This window comes from Streptomyces sp. NPDC037401 (assembly GCF_055602345.1).
In genome coordinates, this window is the sequence record NZ_JBVJWO010000038.1 from 34436 (window position 1) to 54361 (window position 19926).

The following is a 19926-nucleotide window of genomic DNA, read 5'->3' on the forward strand; positions in this document are numbered from 1 at the left end:
GACACGGCGCCACCCCGGGGAATGTGCCGGACATCACCGGGGTTGATCCAGTTCATGCCCGCAGCTCCCGAACGCACCCGTATGCCCGTGGCCGTCTACATCCTCGGCCTGTCCGTCTTCGCACTCGGCACCAGCGAGTTCATGCTCTCCGGGCTGCTGCCACCCATCGCGCAGGACATGGGCGTCACGATCCCGCAGGCGGGCCTGCTCATATCCGCCTTCGCGATCGGCATGGTCGTCGGTGCCCCGCTGCTGGCCGTCGCCACCCTGCGGCTGCCCCGCCGCACCACCTTGATCGCCCTGATCAGCGTCTTCGGGCTCGGCCAGGTCGCCGGCGCGCTGGCGCCCTCGTACGAGCTGCTGTTCGCCTCCCGGGTGCTGAGCGCCCTCGCCTGTGCCGGGTTCTGGGCCGTCGGCGCGGCCGTCGCCATCGCGATGGTGCCGCAGAACGCCCGCGCCCGCGCCATGGCCGTGATGATCGGCGGCCTGTCGATCGCGAACGTCCTCGGCGTGCCGGCCGGCGCCTTCCTCGGCGAGTACTGGGGCTGGCGCTCCGCGTTCTGGGCCGTGGGCGCCGCCTCCGCGATCGCCCTCGTCGGCGTCCTGCTGCGGATCCCGCACATCGCGCTGCCCGACGAGAAGCCCACCCTCCGGCGCGAGCTGCGGATCTACCGCGACCGGCAGGTGTGGCTGTCCGTCGCCGTCACCGCGCTCGCAGCGGGCGGCGTCTTCTGCGCGTTCAGCTACCTGGCCCCGCTGCTCACGGACGTCGCGGGTCTCAACTCGTCCTGGGTGCCGTGGATCCTCGGGCTCTTCGGCCTCGGCGCCCTGGCCGGCACGGCCATCGGCGGGCGGTACGCCGACGCGCACCTGTTCGGCGTGATGGTGGGCGGCACCTCCGCCTCCACGGTCTTCATGGTCGCGCTGGCCCTGCTCGGGCACGTCCAGGTCGCGGCCGTCGTCCTGGCCTTCCTGCTCGGCGTCTCGGCCTTCTTCACCGCGCCGGCGCTCAACGCCCGGATGTTCAACGTCGCCGGCGCGGCCCCCACCCTGGCGGGCGCGACCACGACGGCCGCGTTCAACCTGGGCAACACCGGCGGCCCCTGGCTCGGCGGCACGGTCATCGACGCGGGCTACGGCTTCTCGTCGACCGCCTGGGCGGGCGCCGCGATGACGGTGACCGCGATCGCGCTGGCCGCGGTCTCGCTGCGACTGCACCGCCGCAGCACCCCGAGCCGCGTGGTCACCACCTCGTCCGCCGCCCCGGCCGCGGAACTGACCCGGAGCTGACCCGGAGCCAAGTCACGCCGGAAGGAAGTCGATCTTTCCGTACAACCATTCGAACTGCCCGGCGGTCCAACCCCCGATCACTGCGCTTCAGGGGAAGGAACTGCCACATGGGCGCACACGCCCGCACTCGCGGCCGTCTCGCGGCCGCCGTCACGACCGTCGCGCTCGTCGTCGCCGGCGGCGCGGTCACCCCGCTCCTCACCGCTGCAACGGCCGCAGCAACGACCGGGACCGCTGCCGCAGCCGCAACTGCTGCGGCCGGGCCCCAGCTGGCGTGGGAAGGGGCCGTCGACGTCGGCAGCAGCCGCGGCGGTCCCACCGCCCTGGCCATTGCCTCCAACGGCTCGGAAGTGGCCGCGTGGGTGGACGAGGAGCCGGGGCGGCACCCCGCCCAGGGCATCGTCAAGGCGGCGGTGCGGCCGGCGAACGCCGATGCGTGGGGGCCGACGGTCGAGCTCGCCTCGACCGAGGTCGGTCTGGGCGCGGTGGGCCTGGTCGCGGGCGACGACGGTACGGTGACCGCCCTGTGGTCCGAGTCCCCCGAGCCGCCCGGCCGGTGGTTCTTCGAGCCGGCGGCCCGGCTCTTCACGGCCACCCTGTCCACGGCCACCGGCACCTGGTCCGAGCCGACGGAACTGATCGGCTTCGACGACTCGCTCTCCGTCCGGTCGTACAACGTGGCCACCGGACCGGACGGCTCCTACACGGCCGTGTGGAACCAGCGCCCCAAGGGCTCCGACACGAACGCGGGCTGGTCCGTCGCCACCGCCACCCGGGCCGCCGACGGCACCTGGTCCGCTCCGACGACGCTCGCCGCCCCCGGAGCCGAGGGTGATTCGTACACCCATCCCGATGTCGCGGTGGATCACCAGGGCACGGTCCACGCGTCCTTCCTGCACAAGAAGGCCACGGGCCCGTCCGTCGTCACGACCGTCAGCCGCGCCGCGGGGGCCGGGGCCTGGGGTGCCCCCGTGGCCGTGGCCGAAGGCAAGAACATGATGAGCCTCCGCATCGGCGCGGGCCGCGGCGGCGCCCTCGCCCTGGTCTGGGGCCAGGACGACGACGGCATCGGCGGCCCCACCCAGGTCCGCCACCTCACCACCAGCGTCCGCACCTCCCCTTCGGGGGCATGGGGACCGGCCCTGAAGGTGCCGGTGGGACGGCTCGCAGGGATCGGCGGTACGTGGAAGCCGCTCGTCGGTCCCACCGGGGACGTCACCCTGGTCTGGGACGAGGCGGTGGAGTGGGACAACGACAACGACGACTATGCCCGCCATGTCTACACCTCGACCCTGACCGCCGGCGCGGAGGCGTGGCCCGCCCCGCGCGACCTCTCCCCGGGCAGCGGGAACAGCTCGTCCCAAACCGTCATCGGTCCGGACGGCACCGTGCGCACGCTGTGGGTGGACAAGACCTACAAGCTCTTCAGCGCAGCCCGCAGTGCGTCCGACGGCGCGTGGAGCGCAGCGGCTTCGGTGCCCGGACACGGCTCCGACTCCAATCTCCGCATCGCGGCCGGTCCCGGCGGCACCGCGGCCGCCCTGTCCGGGAACCTCCGCTCCACGCGCACGACCACCGCGCCTCCGCTCGCCCTGACCGGTTCCACCGTGCCCGGCAGCGCGGCGCTCGCCGGGACCACTGCCACCAGCAAGGTCTGGGCCCCGGTCTGGAACGTCAACCTGCCCGCCGCCCAATGGTCCCTCACCCTGGCCGACACCTCCGGCCGGGTGGTGCGCACCCTGACGCAGTCCACCGCCGCGAGCTCCTTCAAGCCCGTCTGGAACGGCCGCACCGACGCCGGCGCCGTCGCCCCGAACGGCCCGCTGACCTGGACCGTGAAGGCCACCGCCGTCCGCGGCCCGTGGCCGGTCACCCTGGCCTCCGGCAAGCTGACGGTCACGGGCGGCGCGGCCGTGCACCGCGACTTCGGCGCCCGGACGGTCACCCCGGACGGCACCGGCGACCTGTTCCAGACCACCGCCTCGGGTTCGCTGGGGATCGCGTACGGGCACGCGGCTACGGCCAACTTCAGCGGCAGCAGCACGACGACGGGCTGGCCCAAGGGATTCCGCCCGGTCCCCTTCGGCGACACGAACGGCGACCGCTGCAACGACACCCTGGTGCGCCTCGCCACCGGTGAAATGCGCCTCTACACCCCTGCTTGCGGGGCGGCGCTGAAGCCCACCAGCCCGTACAAGGTCCTCGGCAAGGGCTGGAACGTCTACGACCAGCTCACCTCGGTCGGCGACGTCAACAAGGACGGCCGCCCCGACCTGATCACCCGCGACCCCAGCACCGGCGGCCTGTACCTCTACACCACCACCAAGACGGGCATCCTGTCCGCCCGGATCGGGCTGAGCAGCAGGTTCAAGGACTACAAGCACATCGTCGGCGCCGGGGACCTCAACGGCGACGGCATCGGAGACCTCCTCCTCCAGAACACCTCGAACGAGCTGTGGCGGATGTACGGCACCGGCGACGGCAAGTTCCATGTCGGTGCCCGGCTCGCGACGAACTGGGGAGCCTCGTACAACGCCCTGGTCGGGCTCGGCGACCTGACCGGCGACGGCCGCGCCGACCTCGTCGCCCGCGACACCAGCGGAGCCATCTGGCGCTGGTCCGGCACGGGCACCGGCAAGTTCACCGCCAAGACGCAGATCGCCACCGGCTGGCAGGTCTACAACGGCATCCACTGACGCCGAACGCACTGACCGCGCGCCGCAGGCAGCCGTACGCGGCCCTACGGCGCGCGGCGGGCCCTAGGGCGCGCGGTGCTTCGGGCGGCGCAGGCCCGCCTCAGTGAGCCGCCGGACCAGCTCCTTGCTGCCGATCTCCACCGCCCCCGCCGCCACCGCCGCGTCGTAGTGTTCCGACGGCACGTCGTAGTGGTCCCGCTCGAAGGCCCGCGGCGGGCACCCGATGCCCGCCGCGAAGGCGTGCAGCTCGTCGTACGAGACGTCGCTGACCAGGTGCGACCACATGCGGCCATGGCCCGGCCAGGTGGGCGGGTCGATGTACAGCGTCATACGGCGCTCACCGGCCGAACACCCCGCCGAGCGTTCCGACCGACGCCACCTTCACCCGGGCCTTCCCGCACACCCAGTGCGGATCGGGCCCCAACTCCGGTTCCACGTCCAGGGCGTGGGGGTCGCCGTGCTCACACACGGGGCACAGCGGCCAGCGCCCGTACTTCTCCAGCAGCGCGTCCTGCACGTCCTGGGCTATCAGCCCGGACAGGTAGTCGATTCCCTCCGGCCACTGCTCCACCCACCAGCGGCGGTGTGCGACCGAATCCTCGACCAGCGAGACGACATCGGCATCGGCGACCTCGCCCGCGACGAGATCGGCGATGACCAGGGCACGGGCGGCGTGAAGCGCCTTCTCCAACGGGGTCGCATGGTCCATGCGGCAATTGTGACCCTTGGGGCGGCCCGTGGTGAAGGGCCTCCTTTCCCCCGGCCGAAGGACACCCCCTTTGTCATGGCCTATGGCGTCTTGACCCCCCTCCCCGCTGAAAATACCTTTCAAAGGTGAGCGCCGATCGGAAGAAAACCTTCAGCCCGCCGCCCAGGCCGCCCGGCGGACCCTCCCCCGCCCCGGCCCCCGCCCCGCTCCCCGCCTCGCCCGCCGCCCTCCGCGTCCGGATCCGCAGCCTCGCCCCCTCCCTGACCCGCTCCATGCAGCCCGTCGCCGAGGCCGTCGCCGCCGACCCCGCCGGCTGCTCCGCACTGACCGTCACCGCCCTCGCCGCACGCACCGGCACCAGCGAGGCGACCGTCGTCCGCACCGCCCGCCTCCTCGGCTACCCCGGCTACAAGGACCTGCGCCTCGCCCTCGCCGCGCTCGCCGCCCAGCAGGAGTCCGGCGCCGCCCCGGCCCTCACCGCCGACATGGCCGTCGACGACCCCCTCGCCGACGTCCTCGCCAAGCTCGCGGCCGACGAACGCCAGACCCTCGCCGACACCGCCGCCGCCCTCGACCTCACCGCGCTCGGCGGCGCCGTCACCGCCCTGGCCACCGCCCGCCGCATCGACGTCTACGGCGTCGGCGCCTCCGCCCTCGTCGGCCAGGACCTCGCCCAGAAGCTCCTGCGCATCGGCCTGATCGCGCACGCCCACGGCGACGCCCACCTCGCGCTGACCAGCGCCGTCCAGCTCCGCCCGGGGGACGCCGCCGTCGCGATCACCCACTCCGGCGCCACCGGCGACGCGGTCGACCCCCTCCGTACGGCCTTCGAGCACGGCGCGACCACCATCGCGATCACCGGCCGCCCCGAGAGCCCGGTCGCCCGCTGCGCCGACCTGGTCCTCGCCACCTCGGCGTCCCGCGAGAGCGAGCTGCGCCCGGCCGCCATGTCCAGCCGCACCAGCCAGCTGCTCGTCGTGGACTGCCTGTTCGTCGGCGTCGCCCAGCGCACGTACGCCACCGCCGCACCCGCCCTCGCAGCCTCCTACGAAGCCCTCGCCCCCCGCCACACCGCCCGATAGGAGCCCGTACGCCCATGGCCACCCCGCACACCGGCTACGCAGCAGAACTCCGCGCCCAGCTCGACACGCTCACCACCGAGGCCTTCCGCCCCGAACTCGCCGAGATCGACCGGCAGTCCACCCTCGACATCGTCCGCACGATGAACGCGGAGGACGCCTCCGTCCCCGTCGCCGTCGCCACGCAGCTGCCGCAGATCGCCGCCGCGATCGACGCCATCGCCGAGCGGATGGCCCGCGGCGGACGGCTCGTCTACGCGGGCGCCGGCACCGCCGGGCGGATGGGCGTCCTGGACGCCAGCGAGTGCCCGCCGACCTTCAACACCGACCCCGCGCAGGTCGTCGGCCTCATCGCCGGAGGCCCGGCCGCGATGATCAGGGCCGTCGAAGGGGCCGAGGACTCGAAGGAGTTCGCCGCGGCCGACCTCACCGCCCTCGACCTGACCGAAGCCGACACCGTCGTCGGCATCTCGGCCTCCGGCCGCACCCCGTACGCCGTCGGGGCCGTCGAGTACGCCCGCAGCCGGGGCGCCCTGACCGTCGGACTGTCCTGCAACGCCGGCAGCGCCCTCGCCGCGGCCGCCGAGCACGGCATCGAGGTCGTCGTCGGCCCCGAACTGCTCACCGGATCCACCCGCCTGAAGGCCGGTACGGCGCAGAAGCTCGTGCTCAACCTGCTCTCGACCGTCACGATGATCCGGCTCGGCAAGACGTACGGGAACCTGATGGTCGACGTCCGCGCCTCCAACGAAAAGCTGCGGGCCCGCTCCCGGCGCATCGTCGCCCTCGCGACCGGCGCCCCCGACGAGGAGATCGAGGCGGCACTCGCCGCCACCGGCGGGGAGGTCAAGCACGCCATCCTCGTCGTCCTCGGCGCGGTCGACGCCCCCACCGCAGCCCGCCTGCTGGACGAGAACCACGGCCACCTGCGCGCCGCCCTCGCCCACGGCCACACCCGCTGACACAGCCGCTGGCACGCCCCGCCGTACCGCCCCGCTCCCCCCACAGCAAGGCACCCCCACCATGGCCACAGACAAGAACCGCGCCACCGCCGCCGCGATCCTCCCCCTGGTCGGCGGCCCCGACAACATCACCTCGATCGCCCACTGCATGACCCGCCTGCGGATCGGCCTGCGCGACCGCAGCCTGGTCCAGGACGCGCCGCTGCGGGCGCTGCCCGCCGTGCTGGGCGTGGTCGAGGACGACACGTTCCAGATCGTGCTGGGGCCGGGCACGGTCTCCCGCGTCACCCCCGAGTTCGAGGCCCTCGTCGAAGCGGGCCGCACCGCCGCCGCCACCCGGGAAGCCACCCAGCCGCTCACCGCCGAAGGCCTCGCCGCACAGGGAGCCGCCCTCAAGGCCGCGCAGAAGGCGAAGAACGCCACCCCCTTCAAGCTCCTCCTGCGCCGGATCGCGAACATCTTCGTCCCGCTGATCCCCGCCCTCATCGGCTGCGGCATCATCGCGGGCCTGAACGGCCTGCTCACCAACCTCGGCCGGGCCCCCGCGATCGTCCCCGCCCTCGCCGCCATTGCCTCCGGCTTCATGTCCCTCATCGCGGTCTTCGTCGGCTACAACACCGCGAAGGAGTTCGGCGGCACCCCGGTCCTCGGCGGTGCGGTCGCCGCCATCATCGTCTTCCCCGGCGTCGCCAAGATCACCGCCTTCGGCCTGGCGCTCTCCCCCGGCCAGGGCGGCGTCCTCGGCGCCCTCGGCGCGGCCCTGCTCGCCGTGTACGTGGAGAAGTGGTGCCGCCGCCGGGTCCCCGAATCCCTCGACGTCCTGGTCACCCCGACCCTGACCGTCCTGATCTCCGGACTCGTCACGATCTTCGGCCTGATGTTCGTCGCCGGCGAGGTCTCCCAGGCCATCGGCACGGCCGCGAACTGGCTCCTCGCCCACGGCGGCGCCCTCGCCGGCCTGATCCTCGGCGGCCTCTTCCTCCCGCTGGTGATGCTGGGCCTCCACCAGGCCCTCATCCCCATCCACACCACGCTCATCGAACAGCAGGGCTACACCGTCCTCCTGCCGATCCTCGCCATGGCGGGCGCGGGCCAGGTGGGCGCGGCCGCCGCCGTCTACCTCCGCCTCCCCCGCAACGGCTCGATCCGCACCACCATCAAGTCGGCGCTCCCGGCCGGCCTCCTGGGCGTCGGAGAACCCCTCATCTACGGCGTCTCACTCCCCCTCGGCCGCCCGTTCGTCACGGCGTGCGTCGGCGGCGCGGCGGGCGGCGCGCTCCTCGGCCTCTTCAACCAGCTCGGCCTGTCCTTCGGCTCCACCGCCATCGGCCCTTCCGGCTGGGCCCTGTTCCCCCTGCTCGACGGCTCGCGGGGCGTGCTCACCACGATCGCCGTCTACGCCGCCGGCCTGGGCGCTGGCTACCTCGTCGGCTTCCTGGCCACGTACTTCTTCGGCTTCACGCGGGAGATGCTGACCGAACTGAACGCGGAGGCCGGCCCCCCGGCCCCGGAGGACGCGAAGCAACCGGCCTTGACCTGACCCGACCCGGCCGTTCACCAGCTGGTGGGCGGCCCCTCGTGGACGTCGCGCTCCCACAGCTTCGTCCGGTGGCCGCCCAGCCTCTTGGCCGTCTCCAGCGCCTCGTCGTCGATGTCGACGTGCGTCAGGGGGACATAGCGGCCTCCCCGGCTGTACATGAAAGGACCCGTCCAGACCCCTCGAACCTACATACGGCACCGGCCGCCCGCCCGGGAGTGCGCGTCATGCGTGCGCCTTCGCGTGCAGTACGGCGGCCAGCCGCAGCGCGGTGTCGAGGTTGCACCGGCCCAGGTCGATCAGCGGCAGCCCGTACGTTCCCGCCGCCGAGACCTGGTCCATGCCCAGCGACGGCAGGACGACGCCCACTCCGTCCAGGGCCTCCTTCAGCTGCCCCAGGGCCTCTTGGACCGCCTGGAACCGCTCGTGTGCCGTGAGCACCATGCCATGTCACCTTCTACTCTGAGTGTTCGCTTTCTGCACACAGAGTGGCGACGGGCTCGCTAGCCTTTCAAGGACGGCCGCGAAACAACCGCACCTGTTGGCCTTGGAGTTGCCATGGCAGGGAAGAACCTCGACCCGTCCGCCTCACCACGCGCCCTGCTGGGCGCAGAACTGCGCGTCGCACGCGAGCGCGCAGGCCTCAGTCAGGCCGAGCTCGGCGAACCGCTCTTTGTCAGTGGATCGTTCATCGGCCAGCTGGAGGCCGGCACCCGCCGGATGCACCTCGAATTCGCCCGGCAGATCGATGAACTCCTCGACACCGGCGGCTTCTTCGAGCGCAACTGCGGCGCTGCCGCCAAATCCAAATACCCGGACCACTTCGCGGCGGCGGCCGAAGCCGAAGCCCTGGCGAAGGCCATCCGGGAGTACGCGCCGCTGATCATCCCGGGACTGCTCCAGACGGAGGCGTACGCGCGGGCCGTCTTCCGCGCGTACCAGCCGACGGCCCCGGAGGAGGTGATCGACGAGCTGGTCACGAACCGGCTGGCACGGGCCGCACTGCTGAGTGATCCAACAACCCCGCTGTTGTGGTGCGTGCTTGACGAGGCAGTTCTCCGACGATCGGTTGGAGGCCCCGCGGTGATGGCAGAGGCACTCACCCATCTCGTAGCCTTGGCGCGATCCCACCGGACCATCGTCCAGGTGATGCCGTTCAAGGCCGGCGCTCACGCATCAATGGGCGGATTCCTTCAGCTCATGTCCTTCGAGGACGCACCTCCTCTCGCCTACGTCCAAGGCAACGGAACCGGGCTGCTCTTCGACGATCCGGCGGAAGTATGCCGTCACTCCCTGTCCTACGATCTGCTCACGGCCACCGCGCTGTCACCCAGCGAATCCCTGGCCTTGATCGAGTCCGTGGCGGAGGATTACGCACATGACCAGCACGCCTGAGTACGACCTGTCGGCAGCCACGTGGCACAAGTCCAGCTACAGCGATGGCAGCGGCGGTAGCTGCGTCGAGATGGCCACCTGGCGCAAGTCCACCCACAGCGATGCAAGTGGTGGCAACTGCCTCGAAGTCGCGGACGGACACCCCCGTATAGTCCCCGTCCGCGACTCCAAGCGGCCCGAAGGCCCCCACCTGGTGTTCCGGCACCAGGCGTGGTCGGCCTTCGTGACCGCGCTCTAGGAGCGCCTAGGCGCCCTGGCGCTTCCGGCGGCGGGACACCGCGAGGAGTCCCGCTCCGGCAGCCAGGGCCACGGCGGCCGCGCCACCCGCGTACAGGGCGGTGGTGCCGGTGACCGCGAGGTCGCCACCACCGCCGCCCGAGCCGCGCGTCGTACCGGTGGAGCCCGCCGTACCCCCCGTGGCGCCGCCGGTCGTACCCGTCGTGCCGCCGGTGGAACCGCCCGCCGTGCCGCCGGTCGTGCCCGCGGAGCCGCCCGTCGTACCGGCCGTGTTGCTGCCCGACGTGCCGGTCTCGGCCGGGTTCACCAGGAGCTTGGCGGTGTCGTTCGCGGTCACCCGGTCGAAATCGCCGTCCTCGACCACCCGGGTCGTGAACGTGCCGGCCGCGTCCTTGAGTTCCTCGTCCAGCTTCAGCGTGAAGGTGTACGTCCAGGCGTCGCCCGGCTTCAGGAAGTTCCGGTCCTCACCCGTCACCTTGCAGCGGTACGTCGGCACCGGGCCCGGGTCCGGCTCGGCGTCCCCGTCCTCGCCGCGGTCGCCCTCCCACAGCGGGCAGCCCGGGTCGGTCTCCACCATCGAGACCCCGTCCGGCAGCCGGAGGTTGGCGATCGCGCCGCCCTCGCCCGCGATGAACCACGCGGAACCGTTGTAGCGCACGCCCAGCGTGGCCTTCACCGTGTCGCCGGCCTTGCCGCGGACCGTGCCGCCGACCGCCTCGAAGTCGGTCGTGGTGCCGGGGATGCGGAGGGTCACGCGCTGCCAGTTGTTGAACGGATTGGTGTCGTCGCCGGAGCGGCCGCTCGTGGCGCTGCGCGCGGCCGGCACCTCCTTGAGGCTCAGCGCGGCGCCCTTGCCCTGGCGGACCTCGCGGCCCTCCTGCCAGTCCTTGCGGTGCGCCGGGGTGTCCGCGTGCACCTCAAGGGCGACGTCCTCGCTGCTCCGCGCCCAGGCCGCGACCTTCAGCGCGGTCGGGGTGGCCAGCTCGTAGGTCTTGCCCGGGAGGAAGGTGCCCTTGATCCGGCACATGTAGGTGGTGGTGCTGTCGCTGCCCGTCCAGCCGATGGATCCCTTGCCGTACTGGCAGTTGGAGTACTCGCCGAGGCGCTCCAGGCCGTACGAGCTGTCCCCCTTCAGCAGCACGTCGGTGACGGGCTCGGTGCCCTGGTTGCGGAAGGTGAACGGCAGCTCCAGGCGGTCGCCCGGCTTGGCCTGCCGGTCGTCGGACCCGCCCGGGACCATGGCGAGGTCGGGGCCGCCGACCACGACCTCCGTCGACGCGGACTCGACGACCCGGCCCTCGACCTCGAGCGTGGCCTTCAGGGTGCCGCGGTCGCCGAGCTTCGCACCGGGCAGGGCGCGGATGTCCAGGTCGGAGAGCTGACCGCGGGTGTGGGCCCGGAACCTGCCCTCCGTCTCGCAGACGACCTTCGTGCCCACCGTCGGGCAGTCGTCGTGCGGGAAGCCGATGGAACCCACCGCGAACCCGGCGATGCCGGTGTAGTCCAGGACGTAGGTGAACTTGCCCTCGTATTCCTCGCCCTGGTTGTCGACGTACGCCCGCAGCTCTTGCCATCCGCCGACGCCCAGGCTCAGCGAGCCGGGCAGCAGCTCCACGCGGATCGGCTTGTCGGCCTCGGCTGCAGGGGCCGTGAGGGCGGCGGGGGCGGTCAGGAGCGCGGGCGCGGCCTGCGCGGCAGCCGGTGCCGACAGCCCGAGGGCCACCAGACCGGCCGCGGCCAGCAGAGGGAGACGAGACTTCATGAACGCTTCGACCCGCACGGGCGTACGAGAGTTGTACGCCCGTTGATCACGAACCGGACACGCCTACCGGATCAGCGCGCTCCGGGAGGTCAGAGGCCGTTGGTGAACAGCAGCCTGTTCGGGCTGGACTTGCTGACACTGGTCAGCACGTCCTTGGTGGACTCGTCGTCCAGGTACTCGGCGATCTCGGCCGGCGCCGCGTCCGGGTGCGCCTGCTTGTAGAGGACGGCGACGCCCGCGACGTGCGGCGAAGCCATGGAGGTGCCGTCCTCGGAGATGCTGCCGCCGCCGAGCTTGGCCGAGACGATGTCCTGCCCGGGCGCGTAGAGGGAGACGCAGCTGCCGTAGTTGGAGAAGTCGGTCTCCTCGTCGTAGCGGTTGCTCGCCGCGACGGTCACCACGCGCGGCGCGGACGCGGGCGAGATGTTGCAGGCGTCGGTCGCGGAGTTGCCCGCCGCGACGACCGGCAGGACGCCGGCGTCGGACAGGGCCGTGGCGGCGTTGTTCACGGCCTCGGACCTGTCCCCGCCCAGGGAGCCGTTCAGCACGGCAGGCTGCTTGGCGTTCTTGGCGACCCAGTCCATGCCGGCGATGATGCCCGACCAGGTGCCCTTGCCGTCACAGCCCAGGACGCGGACGCTGACCAGGGAAGCCTTCCGCGCCACCCCGTACGTCGCGCCGCCGACCGTGCCGGCGACGTGCGTGCCGTGGCCCTGGCAGTCCTGTCCCTGCCGGCCGTCCCCGATGGCGTCGAAGCCGAACTTCGCGCGGCCGCCGAACTCCGTGTGCGCGTAGTCGATGCCGGTGTCGAGGATGTACGCGGTCACCCCGGCGCCGTTGCCACCGGTGGTGAAGTTGTTGTCGAGCGGCAGCTCCTGCTGGTCGATGCGGTCCAGGCCCCACGCCGAGGACGGCGCCCGGGTGGCGGGCCGGGCCGGGACCGGCGGGGCCTCGACCCGTGCGTCCTCCTCCACCGACGTCACCCCGGGCAGCAGCCGGGCGACCTTGAGCTGCGTGGCCGTCAGGGGCGCGGCGAAGCCGCGCATCGCCTTCGAGTACGTGAACGTCGGCTTCACCCCGACGGTCGAAGCGATCTTCGCCGGGTCGGCGGTCTTGTCCAGCGAAACGATGTACTGGCCGGGGACGGCGTTCGCGGCGGTGTACAGCGGGGCCGGGGTCGGCTCCGGCGCCACCGCCGAGGCCGTACCGGCCGTGACGGGCGTCATGGTGAGGAGGGCAGCCGTCGTCAGACGTGCGAACAGACGCATGCGGGAACTCCCTGAAGGGGGTGGTCGTCATGACAGAGCCGCCCCTCTCGGACGGGTGCGTCCCCGGGTGCGGCCTCCCCTTGCATCGGGCGCCCGCCTGGCGTGGCTTGAACCGCCCGCCCCGCTCGGCCCATGCCCCCGGCGCGGCCCGAACCGCTCGTCGCACAAGCTGCAGAAAGGATCAGCCCCTGCTGTCGCCGGGGCTCCGGGTCCCCGGTCCGGGCCCGCGACGGCCCGGCAAGATCACCCGTACGGGCCGCAACCCCTCCCGGGGGGCGCATTCGCCGTTCACCACCACGGCCGCCCACCACACCGCGGGGCGTCGTTGCCCTGCACCGATCCGCGTGATGCCCTCGGTCCCATGCGCAACCCCCTGAGGTACGCCCTGCCCGCCGCGCTCGCCGCCGCTCTGGCGTCCGTAGCCGCCCTGCCCGCCGCCGCCGACCAGCCGCCGGCCGCCCACACCCAGCGCGAACAGGCCCGCGCCGACTGGCCGACGTACATCGTCACCGTCCACGAGGACCTCGACCCGGCCGCCGTGGCCCACGCCCACGGGATCACCCCGCTGCACGTCTACCGCACGGCCCTCAACGGATTCGCCGCCCGCCTCTCCCCCGGACAGGTCGCAGCCCTGTCCACCGTCTTGGGCGTGGAGTCGGTCCAGCAGGACGGCACGGTCACCACGGGCGACCCGGTTCAGACGGGGAACCCGGACGTGTCGACCGACACCCCGAACGGCTCGGGAAGCTCCATCGACTCCCCGAACGCCACCCGGTGGACGTCCTTGTAGACGCCGTTCTCCGGGTGGGTGAAGAGGGTCGCCGCAGGCCCGTGCGGATCGAAGCGGTCGATCAGGAGGTAGACGGGCACAGGCGCGTGGGCGTACGCCCACAGCTTCTTCTTCCGGTCGTCATCGGCGTTGCTCTTCGAGGTGATCTCCACGACGAGCAGCGCCCCGGCCGCGTCGACGGGCAGAGCGACGTCGGGGTCCACACCGGTCACGAACCGGCGCGGCACGAGGGCGATGTCGGGAACGTAGAGCTTGCCGAGCGAGCTGACACGGATGCCTAGTGTCTGGTAGAGGCCGATCTCCATTGGAAGCACGCCGTACAGCGTGCGCTGGAGGAGTTCTGCGATCTCGTTGTGAAACGGATGGGGCGGCGGCACCAAGTGAATCTGTCCTCCGTCGATCTCGGCGCGCCAGCCCTCCGGCACGTCCAGCTCACGCCAGCTCTGCAGCAGGTACTCCCACGCACGGCCACCGGCATTTCGGCCGGGCTCGACCATGGCAGCGGTCATTGCGGGTCCCCTCTCCTGTGGCCCATGGCGTGAATCCAGATCGACGGTCAGGCGGTACGGGACCGCTTCCCCCTCAGCGTCCCACGATCGTGGGGCGCACGCAGCAACCTCGGCTGCGGACGTCACCAGGGGGCCGAAGGCCCACCCCCGTGGAGCCTTCGGCCATCCTGGTCCCGGAAACGAAGTCCGGGGGGGACATGCAGATGTACGAGACACCCACAGATCCGCCGCAGGCGCTGAGGGAAGCCGCTCAGTCGCTGACCGAGCTGGCACTCCGCCTCACCGCTCACGCCGACGGCCTCGCGGCCGCCGGTACGGGCCCTGGAACGGGCCCGGGTCCGGTGGCCGGCCCGGAGCCGGCGTCGTCACCACAGACGCCACCGGACGGGCCGGGGTTCCACTACGTGCACGGCAAGCCCGAGATCCTCGCCGCCATGCAGGAGCACCTCGACGCCGCCGAGCTGGAGATCATCACCGCCCAGCCCGAGGGGCCCCGGCCCGGCCGCGTGCTCCAGGCCGCGCTGGAGGCCGTACGCGGCCGGATCTCCGCCGGGGTCGCCATGCGGACGCTGTACCAGCACAGCACCCGCTTCGACGAGGCGACCAAGGACTACGTCCGGCTGGTGACCGGGTACGGAGCCCAGATCCGCACGCTCGACGAGTTCTTCGACCGGCTGATCATCGTCGACCGCAAGACGGCGTTCCTGCCCGCCAACGCCGACCGCTCCATCGCCGCCGTCGTCACCGAACCAGCCGTCGTCCGCTTCCTCACCGACACCTTCGAACGGGCCTGGGACCGCGCCGCACCCCACCCCTTCGTACCGGTGCGCGCCGCGGAAGCCGCCGCCGAGATCGTCCCCGCCATCCGCGAGGCCATCGTCAAACTGCTCGCCGAAGGCCGTACGGACCGCGAGATCGCCCGCAGGCTCGGCCTGAGCCTGCGCTCCCTCCAGTCGCACGTCGCCCATCTGAAAGAGGAGTACGGCGCCGCACACCGCTTCCAGCTGGGATTCCTCATCGCCCGGACCGCCGACCCGGACGCCGGTACCGGCGTCAGTCGAAGCTGAGGCTGCCGGTACGGGTCCGCTTCAGCTCGAAGAAGTCCGGGAAGCGGGCCAGCGTCTGCGCCGCATCGAAGAGCTCCGCCGCTTCCTCCCCCTTCGGGATCGAGTTGAGCACGGGCCCGAAGAAGGCCACGCCGTCGATGTGGATCGTGGGCGTCCCCACCTCGCCGCCGACCGCCTCCATCCCGTCCTGGTGGCTGCGCCGCAGCGCCTCGTCGTACCCGTCCGTGTCGGCCGCCTCGATCAGCTCGGCCGGCAGGCCCGTCTCGGCGAGGGCCTGCGCCGCGACCTCCATGAAGTCCTTGTTGCCACCGTTGTGGATCCGCGTGCCCAGCGCGGTGTAGAACGCGGGCAGCACCTGCTCGCCGTACCGCAGGGCGGCCGCCGTGCAGATCCGCGTCAGCGCCAGCGACCGGTCGACCAGGTCCCGGTACCAGTCCGGCAGCTCCCGGCCCTCGTTCAGCACGTACAGGCTCATCACCCGGAAGCGCAGGTCGAGTTCGCGGTGGGCCTGGACTTCCAGGATCCAGCGCGAGGTGATCCAGGCGAACGGACAGGCAGGGTCGAAATAGAAGTCGACTTCGGCGGACTGCTGATCAGATGCGGTCGTCACCCCTCGACTCTGCCATCCGCTTTCACACCCGGACCACCCGCCCCATGGCTCGGGTCGCCGCAGTGCACATTTCTCCGGGGTCGCCCTGCCGGTGGGCAGAAGGCGTACGTACGTCAAAATGCTTGTACGGTGAGGCAGTTGACCGTTCATGGCCACTGGGGGGACGTCATGAGCACGGAAGCAGCAGGCGATGCCACGGCGGCGGCCGCACCGGAACGCGCGGCCGCACCACGGGCACCCGGGCGGCTCCGGCGCACCTGGCACCGGTTCCGCGCCACGAGCGCGGCCAACCAGATCGCGCTGCTTACCCTCACCGTCGGGCTTCTACCGCTCCTAGCCCCGCTGGCGACCGCCACCTACGAGGCCGCGTTCGGGGACGACCCGCTGTCGGTCCACACAGCTCTGGCCAACGACAACTGCTACAGCAATTGGCTGATCAACTCCGGGAACGAGCACCTGCGCGCACGCGTAGAAGACATCAACACCGAAACCCGGCTCTACACCCGCTGGGAGCGCGAACGCCGGATCACCCATCACAACAGGGTGGAAGCCACGATCACCGTGCGGGCGAACATCCCCCGGCCCATCCAGTTGCAGGACGTCAAAATCACCGTGCTGCGCCGGGAGGACCGACTGCCGGGGGCGCCCGTCGAGCCACCTGGCTGTGGCGGCGCGCTCCCGCCGGCCCTCTTCGTCGATCTCGACACCCTTCCGCTCAACAAACCCGTGCCCCTGCGCCACCTGCAGACCAGCCCCCTCCAGAAGGCAGCCAGGGAAGAGACTCTGCGCTGGAACACCGCTCCGCTGAACCTACCGATCGACATCACACCGTCGAGGTTCTCCAGCATGCTCCTCTCGGGCCGGACCCAGCGGCACTACACGGAATGGCGCGCCACCCTCACCTGGTGGGACGGGGAGAAGGTCCACGAAACGGAGATCAGCGACGAAGGCCGCCCGTTCCGGGTCTCGGCCTCGGGCCGATGAGCACGACTACGGGGCCTGCCCGGCCGACGACAGCCCGGCGACTGCTGCGGTCCCCGTACGGTGCGGCCGCTCTGGCCGTCTCCACGGTGCACTCCTTCGGAGCACTGCCGTTTCAGCTCGACTGGGCGGACGCCCTCCGCGAGCCCTCCGTCGCGGACCTGGCCCGGCTCCTCACGGTTTCCCCGACCCTCCACAACAACGAGCTGACCGGCCTCCCGGCAGTCGCCGCGGAAGCCATGTGGCTGATGGCCTTCCTCGTCTTCCTGACCGTCCCGGCGGCACTACTCGGCCGTCAGGCCGCCGAGGGCCTGGACCGCGGCAACGCGCTGCAATTGTGCTATCCGGCCCTCGCACCGTTCGCCGGCCTGCTCGCCCTGGCCCTGACCCGCATCGGCGACCTGTCGGCCCTGTCCCCTGACCGGGGGGTCGAGACCGTGCAGCTACTGACCGATGCCCGGAACTGGAGCGGCCACGCCGTGCTCCTGGGCGTGGCCGGCGGCGTGACCGCGGCGGTCACCCACCTCGTACGGCACCACGCCCACTGGCAGGCAGCCGCCACTCCACCGAGCTTCCGGAACGCCGGCGGCTGGGGGCGGGCCGTCCTGGGCCCTTACGAAACCTTCCCGGCCCGCCTCGGCACCTCCCTCGCGGCCACCGCGGGTGGCACGCTCCTGCTCTGCCTGCTCGCCCGGGGCACGATCGGCACCTGGCTCGCCCCCTGGGGCGAATGGTGGTGCGCCTGGGATCCCGACACGGGCCACTGCGCTGCCGCGCTCAGCGCGCAGACGGCAATGCCCCTGCCCGACCCGGCCGCCCTGTTCGGTACGCCGCTGCTGAGCCGCCTCGGCCTCATCCACGGCCTGGCGGGCTTCGCGATCTCGTTCTTCTGCTTCCACTTCCTCGCACAGCGGTACCTGCGCACCATGCCCCGGCTCCCGCGCGCGGCCCTGTCGGCCTGGCTCGGCTACGGATTCGGGGCGGTCGTCTACTCCGCCGCCCTGCACAGACTGACCGCGGACGACGTCCCCACCGCCACGTGGGCGCTGCGCCGGCTCCTCGCTCCCGACTCCTTCTCACACTTCCTGTACGGGGCTCCGGCCTCGGCTGCCCTGTGCGTAGGGGCTGCCGTTCTCTGGAAACGCGTACGGCCCCCACTGGCGCGCGACCACCACGCGGGGGACTGACCCCCGGGGGTCGGGAAACGCCCGAGGGCGGCACCCCCGTGATGGGGGTGCCGCCCTCGGTGAGAACAGCCGATCGACCAGGGGTCGATCAGAAGTCCATGTCACCGCCCGGCATGCCGCCCGGAGCGGCAGCAGCCTTCTCCGGCTTGTCGGCGATGACGGCCTCGGTGGTCAGGAACAGCGCGGCGATCGACGCGGCGTTCTGCAGCGCGGAGCGCGTGACCTTCGCCGGGTCGATGATGCCCTCGGCGATGAGGTCGACGTACTCGTTGGTCGCGGCGTTCAGGCCGTGGCCGACGGGCAGGTTGCGGACCTTCTCCGCCACGACGCCGCCCTCGAGGCCGGCGTTGACCGCGATCTGCTTCAGCGGGGCCTCGAGCGCCAGCTTGACGATGTTGGCACCGGTGGCCTCGTCGCCCGTCAGGTCCGCCTCGAGCTTCTCGAAGACCGAGGAAGCCTGGAGCAGGGCCACGCCACCGCCGGCGACGATGCCCTCCTCGACGGCCGCCTTCGCGTTGCGAACGGCGTCCTCGATGCGGTGCTTGCGCTCCTTGAGCTCGACCTCGGTCGCGGCACCGGCCTTGATGACCGCCACGCCGCCCGCGAGCTTCGCCAGGCGCTCCTGGAGCTTCTCGCGGTCGTAGTCCGAGTCGGAGTTCTCGATCTCGGCGCGGATCTGGTTCACGCGACCGGCAACCTGGTCGCTGTCACCGGCACCGTCGACGATCGTGGTCTCGTCCTTGGTGATGACGACCTTGCGGGCGCGGCCGAGCAGGTCCAGGCCGGCGTTGTCGAGCTTGAGGCCGACCTCCTCGGAGATGACCGTGCCACCGGTGAGGATGGCGATGTCGCCGAGCATGGCCTTGCGGCGGTCACCGAAGCCCGGAGCCTTGACGGCGACGGACTTGAAGGTGCCGCGGATCTTGTTGACGACCAGGGTCGACAGGGCCTCGCCCTCGACGTCCTCGGCGATGATCAGCAGCGGCTTGCCGGACTGCATGACCTTCTCCAGCAGCGGAAGGAGGTCCTTCACGTTGCTGACCTTGGAGTTGACGATGAGGATGTACGGGTCCTCCAGCGAGGCCTCCATACGCTCCATGTCGGTGGCGAAGTACGCCGAGATGTAGCCCTTGTCGAAGCGCATGCCCTCGGTGAGCTCCAGCTCCAGACCGAAGGTCTGGGACTCCTCGACGGTGATGACGCCTTCCTTGCCGACCTTGTCCATCGCCTCGGCGATGAGCTCGCCGATCTGGGTGTCGGCGGCGGAGATGGAGGCCGTGGAAGCGATCTGCTCCTTGGTCTCGACATCCTTCGCCTGCTCGAGCAGGGCGCCGGAGACGGCCTCGACGGCCTTCTCGATGCCGCGCTTGAGGGCCATCGGGTTGGCACCCGCGGCGACGTTGCGCAGACCCTCGCGGACGAGCGCCTGGGCGAGAACGGTGGCGGTGGTCGTACCGTCGCCGGCGACGTCGTCCGTCTTCTTGGCGACTTCCTTGACCAGCTCGGCGCCGATCTTCTCGTACGGGTCCTCCAGCTCGATCTCCTTGGCGATGGAAACACCATCGTTGGTGATCGTGGGGGCGCCCCACTTCTTCTCAAGGACGACGTTGCGACCCTTGGGACCAAGGGTGACCTTGACGGCGTCGGCGAGCTGGTTCATGCCGCGCTCGAGACCGCGCCGGGCCTCCTCGTCGAACGCGATGATCTTGGCCATGTGAAGTGGTCCTCCCGGACTGGGGTGGATTGCTCCGGACCGCGCCTGGCGCCCGCGACGGACGGCCTGCGTACCCGGCGGTTCCTTCCCGCCGGACCCGCGGACCTCACCGACTCGGTCCTCGTTTTTGTCA

20 protein-coding genes are annotated in these 19926 nt (G+C 71.6%); 11 read left to right on the forward strand and 9 right to left on the reverse strand.

The annotated features are described in order from the left end of the window. The first annotated feature begins 81 nt into the window (after window positions 1-81). Together ACZ7H1_RS31015 and ACZ7H1_RS31020 are read left to right on the forward strand one after the other, a co-directional pair. Window positions 82-1290, forward strand: coding sequence for a Cmx/CmrA family chloramphenicol efflux MFS transporter (locus tag ACZ7H1_RS31015; RefSeq protein ID WP_470791161.1), 1209 nt, complete (start codon window positions 82-84; stop codon window positions 1288-1290). 107 nt (window positions 1291-1397) lie between these two features. Continuing rightward, complete coding sequence (locus ACZ7H1_RS31020; RefSeq protein WP_470791105.1) at window positions 1398-3986, forward strand: FG-GAP-like repeat-containing protein; 2589 nt, start codon at window positions 1398-1400, stop codon at window positions 3984-3986. Window positions 3987-4049: 63 nt separating this feature from the next. Here ACZ7H1_RS31020 and ACZ7H1_RS31025 read toward each other — a convergent pair whose 3' ends face one another. Then, window positions 4050-4316 carry a DUF4031 domain-containing protein gene (locus ACZ7H1_RS31025; RefSeq protein WP_470791106.1) on the reverse strand — a complete coding sequence of 89 codons (267 nt, stop codon included), beginning with the start codon at window positions 4314-4316 and terminating at the stop codon, window positions 4050-4052. Between the two features lie 7 nt (window positions 4317-4323). Next, window positions 4324-4695 carry a hypothetical protein gene (locus ACZ7H1_RS31030; RefSeq protein ID WP_470791108.1) on the reverse strand — a complete coding sequence of 124 codons (372 nt, stop codon included), beginning with the start codon at window positions 4693-4695 and terminating at the stop codon, window positions 4324-4326. Window positions 4696-4934: 239 nt separating this feature from the next. Between ACZ7H1_RS31030 and ACZ7H1_RS31035 the strand changes: the two genes are divergently transcribed. The 3 genes from ACZ7H1_RS31035 (at window position 4935) to ACZ7H1_RS31045 (ending at window position 8276) form a co-directional block, all read left to right on the forward strand. Next, window positions 4935-5777: a MurR/RpiR family transcriptional regulator gene (locus ACZ7H1_RS31035; RefSeq protein ID WP_470791163.1), complete on the forward strand. Its 843-nt coding sequence runs from the start codon at window positions 4935-4937 to the stop codon at window positions 5775-5777. 14 nt (window positions 5778-5791) lie between these two features. Next, window positions 5792-6736 carry an N-acetylmuramic acid 6-phosphate etherase gene (gene murQ / locus ACZ7H1_RS31040; protein WP_470791109.1) on the forward strand — a complete coding sequence of 315 codons (945 nt, stop codon included), beginning with the start codon at window positions 5792-5794 and terminating at the stop codon, window positions 6734-6736. Window positions 6737-6797: 61 nt separating this feature from the next. Continuing rightward, window positions 6798-8276 (forward strand): PTS transporter subunit EIIC, encoded by a 1479-nt coding sequence (locus ACZ7H1_RS31045; protein ID WP_470791111.1) that lies wholly within the window; start codon window positions 6798-6800, stop codon window positions 8274-8276. A gap of 14 nt (window positions 8277-8290) precedes the next feature. Here the strand turns inward: ACZ7H1_RS31045 and ACZ7H1_RS31050 are convergent, their stop codons facing one another. Together ACZ7H1_RS31050 and ACZ7H1_RS31055 are read right to left on the reverse strand one after the other, a co-directional pair. After that, a complete protein-coding gene (locus ACZ7H1_RS31050) occupies window positions 8291-8434 on the reverse strand; it encodes a hypothetical protein (protein ID WP_470791113.1) in 144 nt (47 codons plus the stop codon). 64 nt (window positions 8435-8498) lie between these two features. Beyond that, the gene (locus tag ACZ7H1_RS31055; RefSeq protein WP_470791114.1) at window positions 8499-8717 is read right to left on the reverse strand and encodes a hypothetical protein; all 219 of its coding nucleotides are present in this window, start codon (window positions 8715-8717) and stop codon (window positions 8499-8501) included. A gap of 114 nt (window positions 8718-8831) precedes the next feature. Here ACZ7H1_RS31055 and ACZ7H1_RS31060 point away from each other — a divergent pair, with 114 nt between their 5' ends. Continuing rightward, window positions 8832-9668: a helix-turn-helix domain-containing protein gene (locus ACZ7H1_RS31060; protein ID WP_470791115.1), complete on the forward strand. Its 837-nt coding sequence runs from the start codon at window positions 8832-8834 to the stop codon at window positions 9666-9668. Next, window positions 9652-9906 (forward strand): DUF397 domain-containing protein, encoded by a 255-nt coding sequence (locus ACZ7H1_RS31065; RefSeq protein ID WP_470791116.1) that lies wholly within the window; start codon window positions 9652-9654, stop codon window positions 9904-9906. Before ACZ7H1_RS31060 ends, ACZ7H1_RS31065 begins: the two co-directional genes overlap by 17 nt. A gap of 6 nt (window positions 9907-9912) precedes the next feature. Here ACZ7H1_RS31065 and ACZ7H1_RS31070 read toward each other — a convergent pair whose 3' ends face one another. Both ACZ7H1_RS31070 and ACZ7H1_RS31075 read right to left on the reverse strand, forming a co-directional pair. Continuing rightward, the gene (locus tag ACZ7H1_RS31070; protein ID WP_470791117.1) at window positions 9913-11667 is read right to left on the reverse strand and encodes a hypothetical protein; all 1755 of its coding nucleotides are present in this window, start codon (window positions 11665-11667) and stop codon (window positions 9913-9915) included. An 89-nt stretch (window positions 11668-11756) separates the two neighbouring features. Continuing rightward, window positions 11757-12935, reverse strand: coding sequence for a S8 family peptidase (locus tag ACZ7H1_RS31075; protein WP_470791118.1), 1179 nt, complete (start codon window positions 12933-12935; stop codon window positions 11757-11759). Window positions 12936-13296: 361 nt separating this feature from the next. On the opposite strand from ACZ7H1_RS31075, the gene ACZ7H1_RS31080 reads away from it, so the two are divergent. Further along, window positions 13297-13725, forward strand: a complete 429-nt coding sequence (locus ACZ7H1_RS31080) for a protease inhibitor I9 family protein (RefSeq protein WP_470791120.1) — start codon at window positions 13297-13299, stop codon at window positions 13723-13725. Here ACZ7H1_RS31080 and ACZ7H1_RS31085 read toward each other — a convergent pair. Next, a complete protein-coding gene (locus ACZ7H1_RS31085) occupies window positions 13632-14234 on the reverse strand; it encodes a Uma2 family endonuclease (RefSeq protein ID WP_470791122.1) in 603 nt (200 codons plus the stop codon). The genes ACZ7H1_RS31080 and ACZ7H1_RS31085 overlap by 94 nt on opposite strands. A 203-nt stretch (window positions 14235-14437) precedes the next feature. On the opposite strand from ACZ7H1_RS31085, the gene ACZ7H1_RS31090 reads away from it, so the two are divergent. Continuing rightward, window positions 14438-15301: a LuxR family transcriptional regulator gene (locus ACZ7H1_RS31090; protein ID WP_470791123.1), complete on the forward strand. Its 864-nt coding sequence runs from the start codon at window positions 14438-14440 to the stop codon at window positions 15299-15301. On the opposite strand, the gene ACZ7H1_RS31095 is transcribed toward ACZ7H1_RS31090, so the two are convergent. Continuing rightward, window positions 15288-15911: a mycothiol-dependent nitroreductase Rv2466c family protein gene (locus tag ACZ7H1_RS31095; protein WP_470791125.1), complete on the reverse strand. Its 624-nt coding sequence runs from the start codon at window positions 15909-15911 to the stop codon at window positions 15288-15290. The two genes, ACZ7H1_RS31090 and ACZ7H1_RS31095, sit on opposite strands and share 14 nt — an antisense overlap. A gap of 168 nt (window positions 15912-16079) precedes the next feature. Between ACZ7H1_RS31095 and ACZ7H1_RS31100 the strand changes: the two genes are divergently transcribed. Beyond that, a complete protein-coding gene (locus ACZ7H1_RS31100) occupies window positions 16080-16895 on the forward strand; it encodes a hypothetical protein (protein WP_470791127.1) in 816 nt (271 codons plus the stop codon). Beyond that, window positions 16892-18079 carry a hypothetical protein gene (locus tag ACZ7H1_RS31105; RefSeq protein ID WP_470791128.1) on the forward strand — a complete coding sequence of 396 codons (1188 nt, stop codon included), beginning with the start codon at window positions 16892-16894 and terminating at the stop codon, window positions 18077-18079. The genes ACZ7H1_RS31100 and ACZ7H1_RS31105 overlap by 4 nt, the downstream gene beginning before the upstream one ends. An 88-nt stretch (window positions 18080-18167) precedes the next feature. On the opposite strand, the gene groL is transcribed toward ACZ7H1_RS31105, so the two are convergent. Continuing rightward, a complete protein-coding gene (gene groL, locus ACZ7H1_RS31110) occupies window positions 18168-19793 on the reverse strand; it encodes a chaperonin GroEL (protein WP_470791129.1) in 1626 nt (541 codons plus the stop codon). Window positions 19794-19926: the final 133 nt, after the last annotated feature.

Coding starts and splice junctions, on each gene's coding strand:
- ACZ7H1_RS31030 (WP_470791108.1), bottom strand. CDS start 4,695: ATGGACCATGCGACCCCGTTGGAGAAGGCGCTTCACGCCGCCCGTGCC.
- ACZ7H1_RS31050 (WP_470791113.1), bottom strand. CDS start 8,434: ATGTACAGCCGGGGAGGCCGCTATGTCCCCCTGACGCACGTCGACATC.
- ACZ7H1_RS31100 (WP_470791127.1), top strand. CDS start 16,080: ATGAGCACGGAAGCAGCAGGCGATGCCACGGCGGCGGCCGCACCGGAA.
- ACZ7H1_RS31105 (WP_470791128.1), top strand. CDS start 16,892: ATGAGCACGACTACGGGGCCTGCCCGGCCGACGACAGCCCGGCGACTG.
- ACZ7H1_RS31085 (WP_470791122.1), bottom strand. CDS start 14,234: ATGACCGCTGCCATGGTCGAGCCCGGCCGAAATGCCGGTGGCCGTGCG.
- ACZ7H1_RS31075 (WP_470791118.1), bottom strand. CDS start 12,935: ATGCGTCTGTTCGCACGTCTGACGACGGCTGCCCTCCTCACCATGACG.
- ACZ7H1_RS31055 (WP_470791114.1), bottom strand. CDS start 8,717: ATGGTGCTCACGGCACACGAGCGGTTCCAGGCGGTCCAAGAGGCCCTG.
- ACZ7H1_RS31025 (WP_470791106.1), bottom strand. CDS start 4,316: ATGACGCTGTACATCGACCCGCCCACCTGGCCGGGCCATGGCCGCATG.
- murQ (WP_470791109.1), top strand. CDS start 5,792: ATGGCCACCCCGCACACCGGCTACGCAGCAGAACTCCGCGCCCAGCTC.
- ACZ7H1_RS31060 (WP_470791115.1), top strand. CDS start 8,832: ATGGCAGGGAAGAACCTCGACCCGTCCGCCTCACCACGCGCCCTGCTG.
- ACZ7H1_RS31015 (WP_470791161.1), top strand. CDS start 82: ATGCCCGTGGCCGTCTACATCCTCGGCCTGTCCGTCTTCGCACTCGGC.
- groL (WP_470791129.1), bottom strand. CDS start 19,793: ATGGCCAAGATCATCGCGTTCGACGAGGAGGCCCGGCGCGGTCTCGAG.
- ACZ7H1_RS31020 (WP_470791105.1), top strand. CDS start 1,398: ATGGGCGCACACGCCCGCACTCGCGGCCGTCTCGCGGCCGCCGTCACG.
- ACZ7H1_RS31090 (WP_470791123.1), top strand. CDS start 14,438: ATGTACGAGACACCCACAGATCCGCCGCAGGCGCTGAGGGAAGCCGCT.
- ACZ7H1_RS31070 (WP_470791117.1), bottom strand. CDS start 11,667: ATGAAGTCTCGTCTCCCTCTGCTGGCCGCGGCCGGTCTGGTGGCCCTC.
- ACZ7H1_RS31080 (WP_470791120.1), top strand. CDS start 13,297: ATGCGCAACCCCCTGAGGTACGCCCTGCCCGCCGCGCTCGCCGCCGCT.
- ACZ7H1_RS31045 (WP_470791111.1), top strand. CDS start 6,798: ATGGCCACAGACAAGAACCGCGCCACCGCCGCCGCGATCCTCCCCCTG.
- ACZ7H1_RS31065 (WP_470791116.1), top strand. CDS start 9,652: ATGACCAGCACGCCTGAGTACGACCTGTCGGCAGCCACGTGGCACAAG.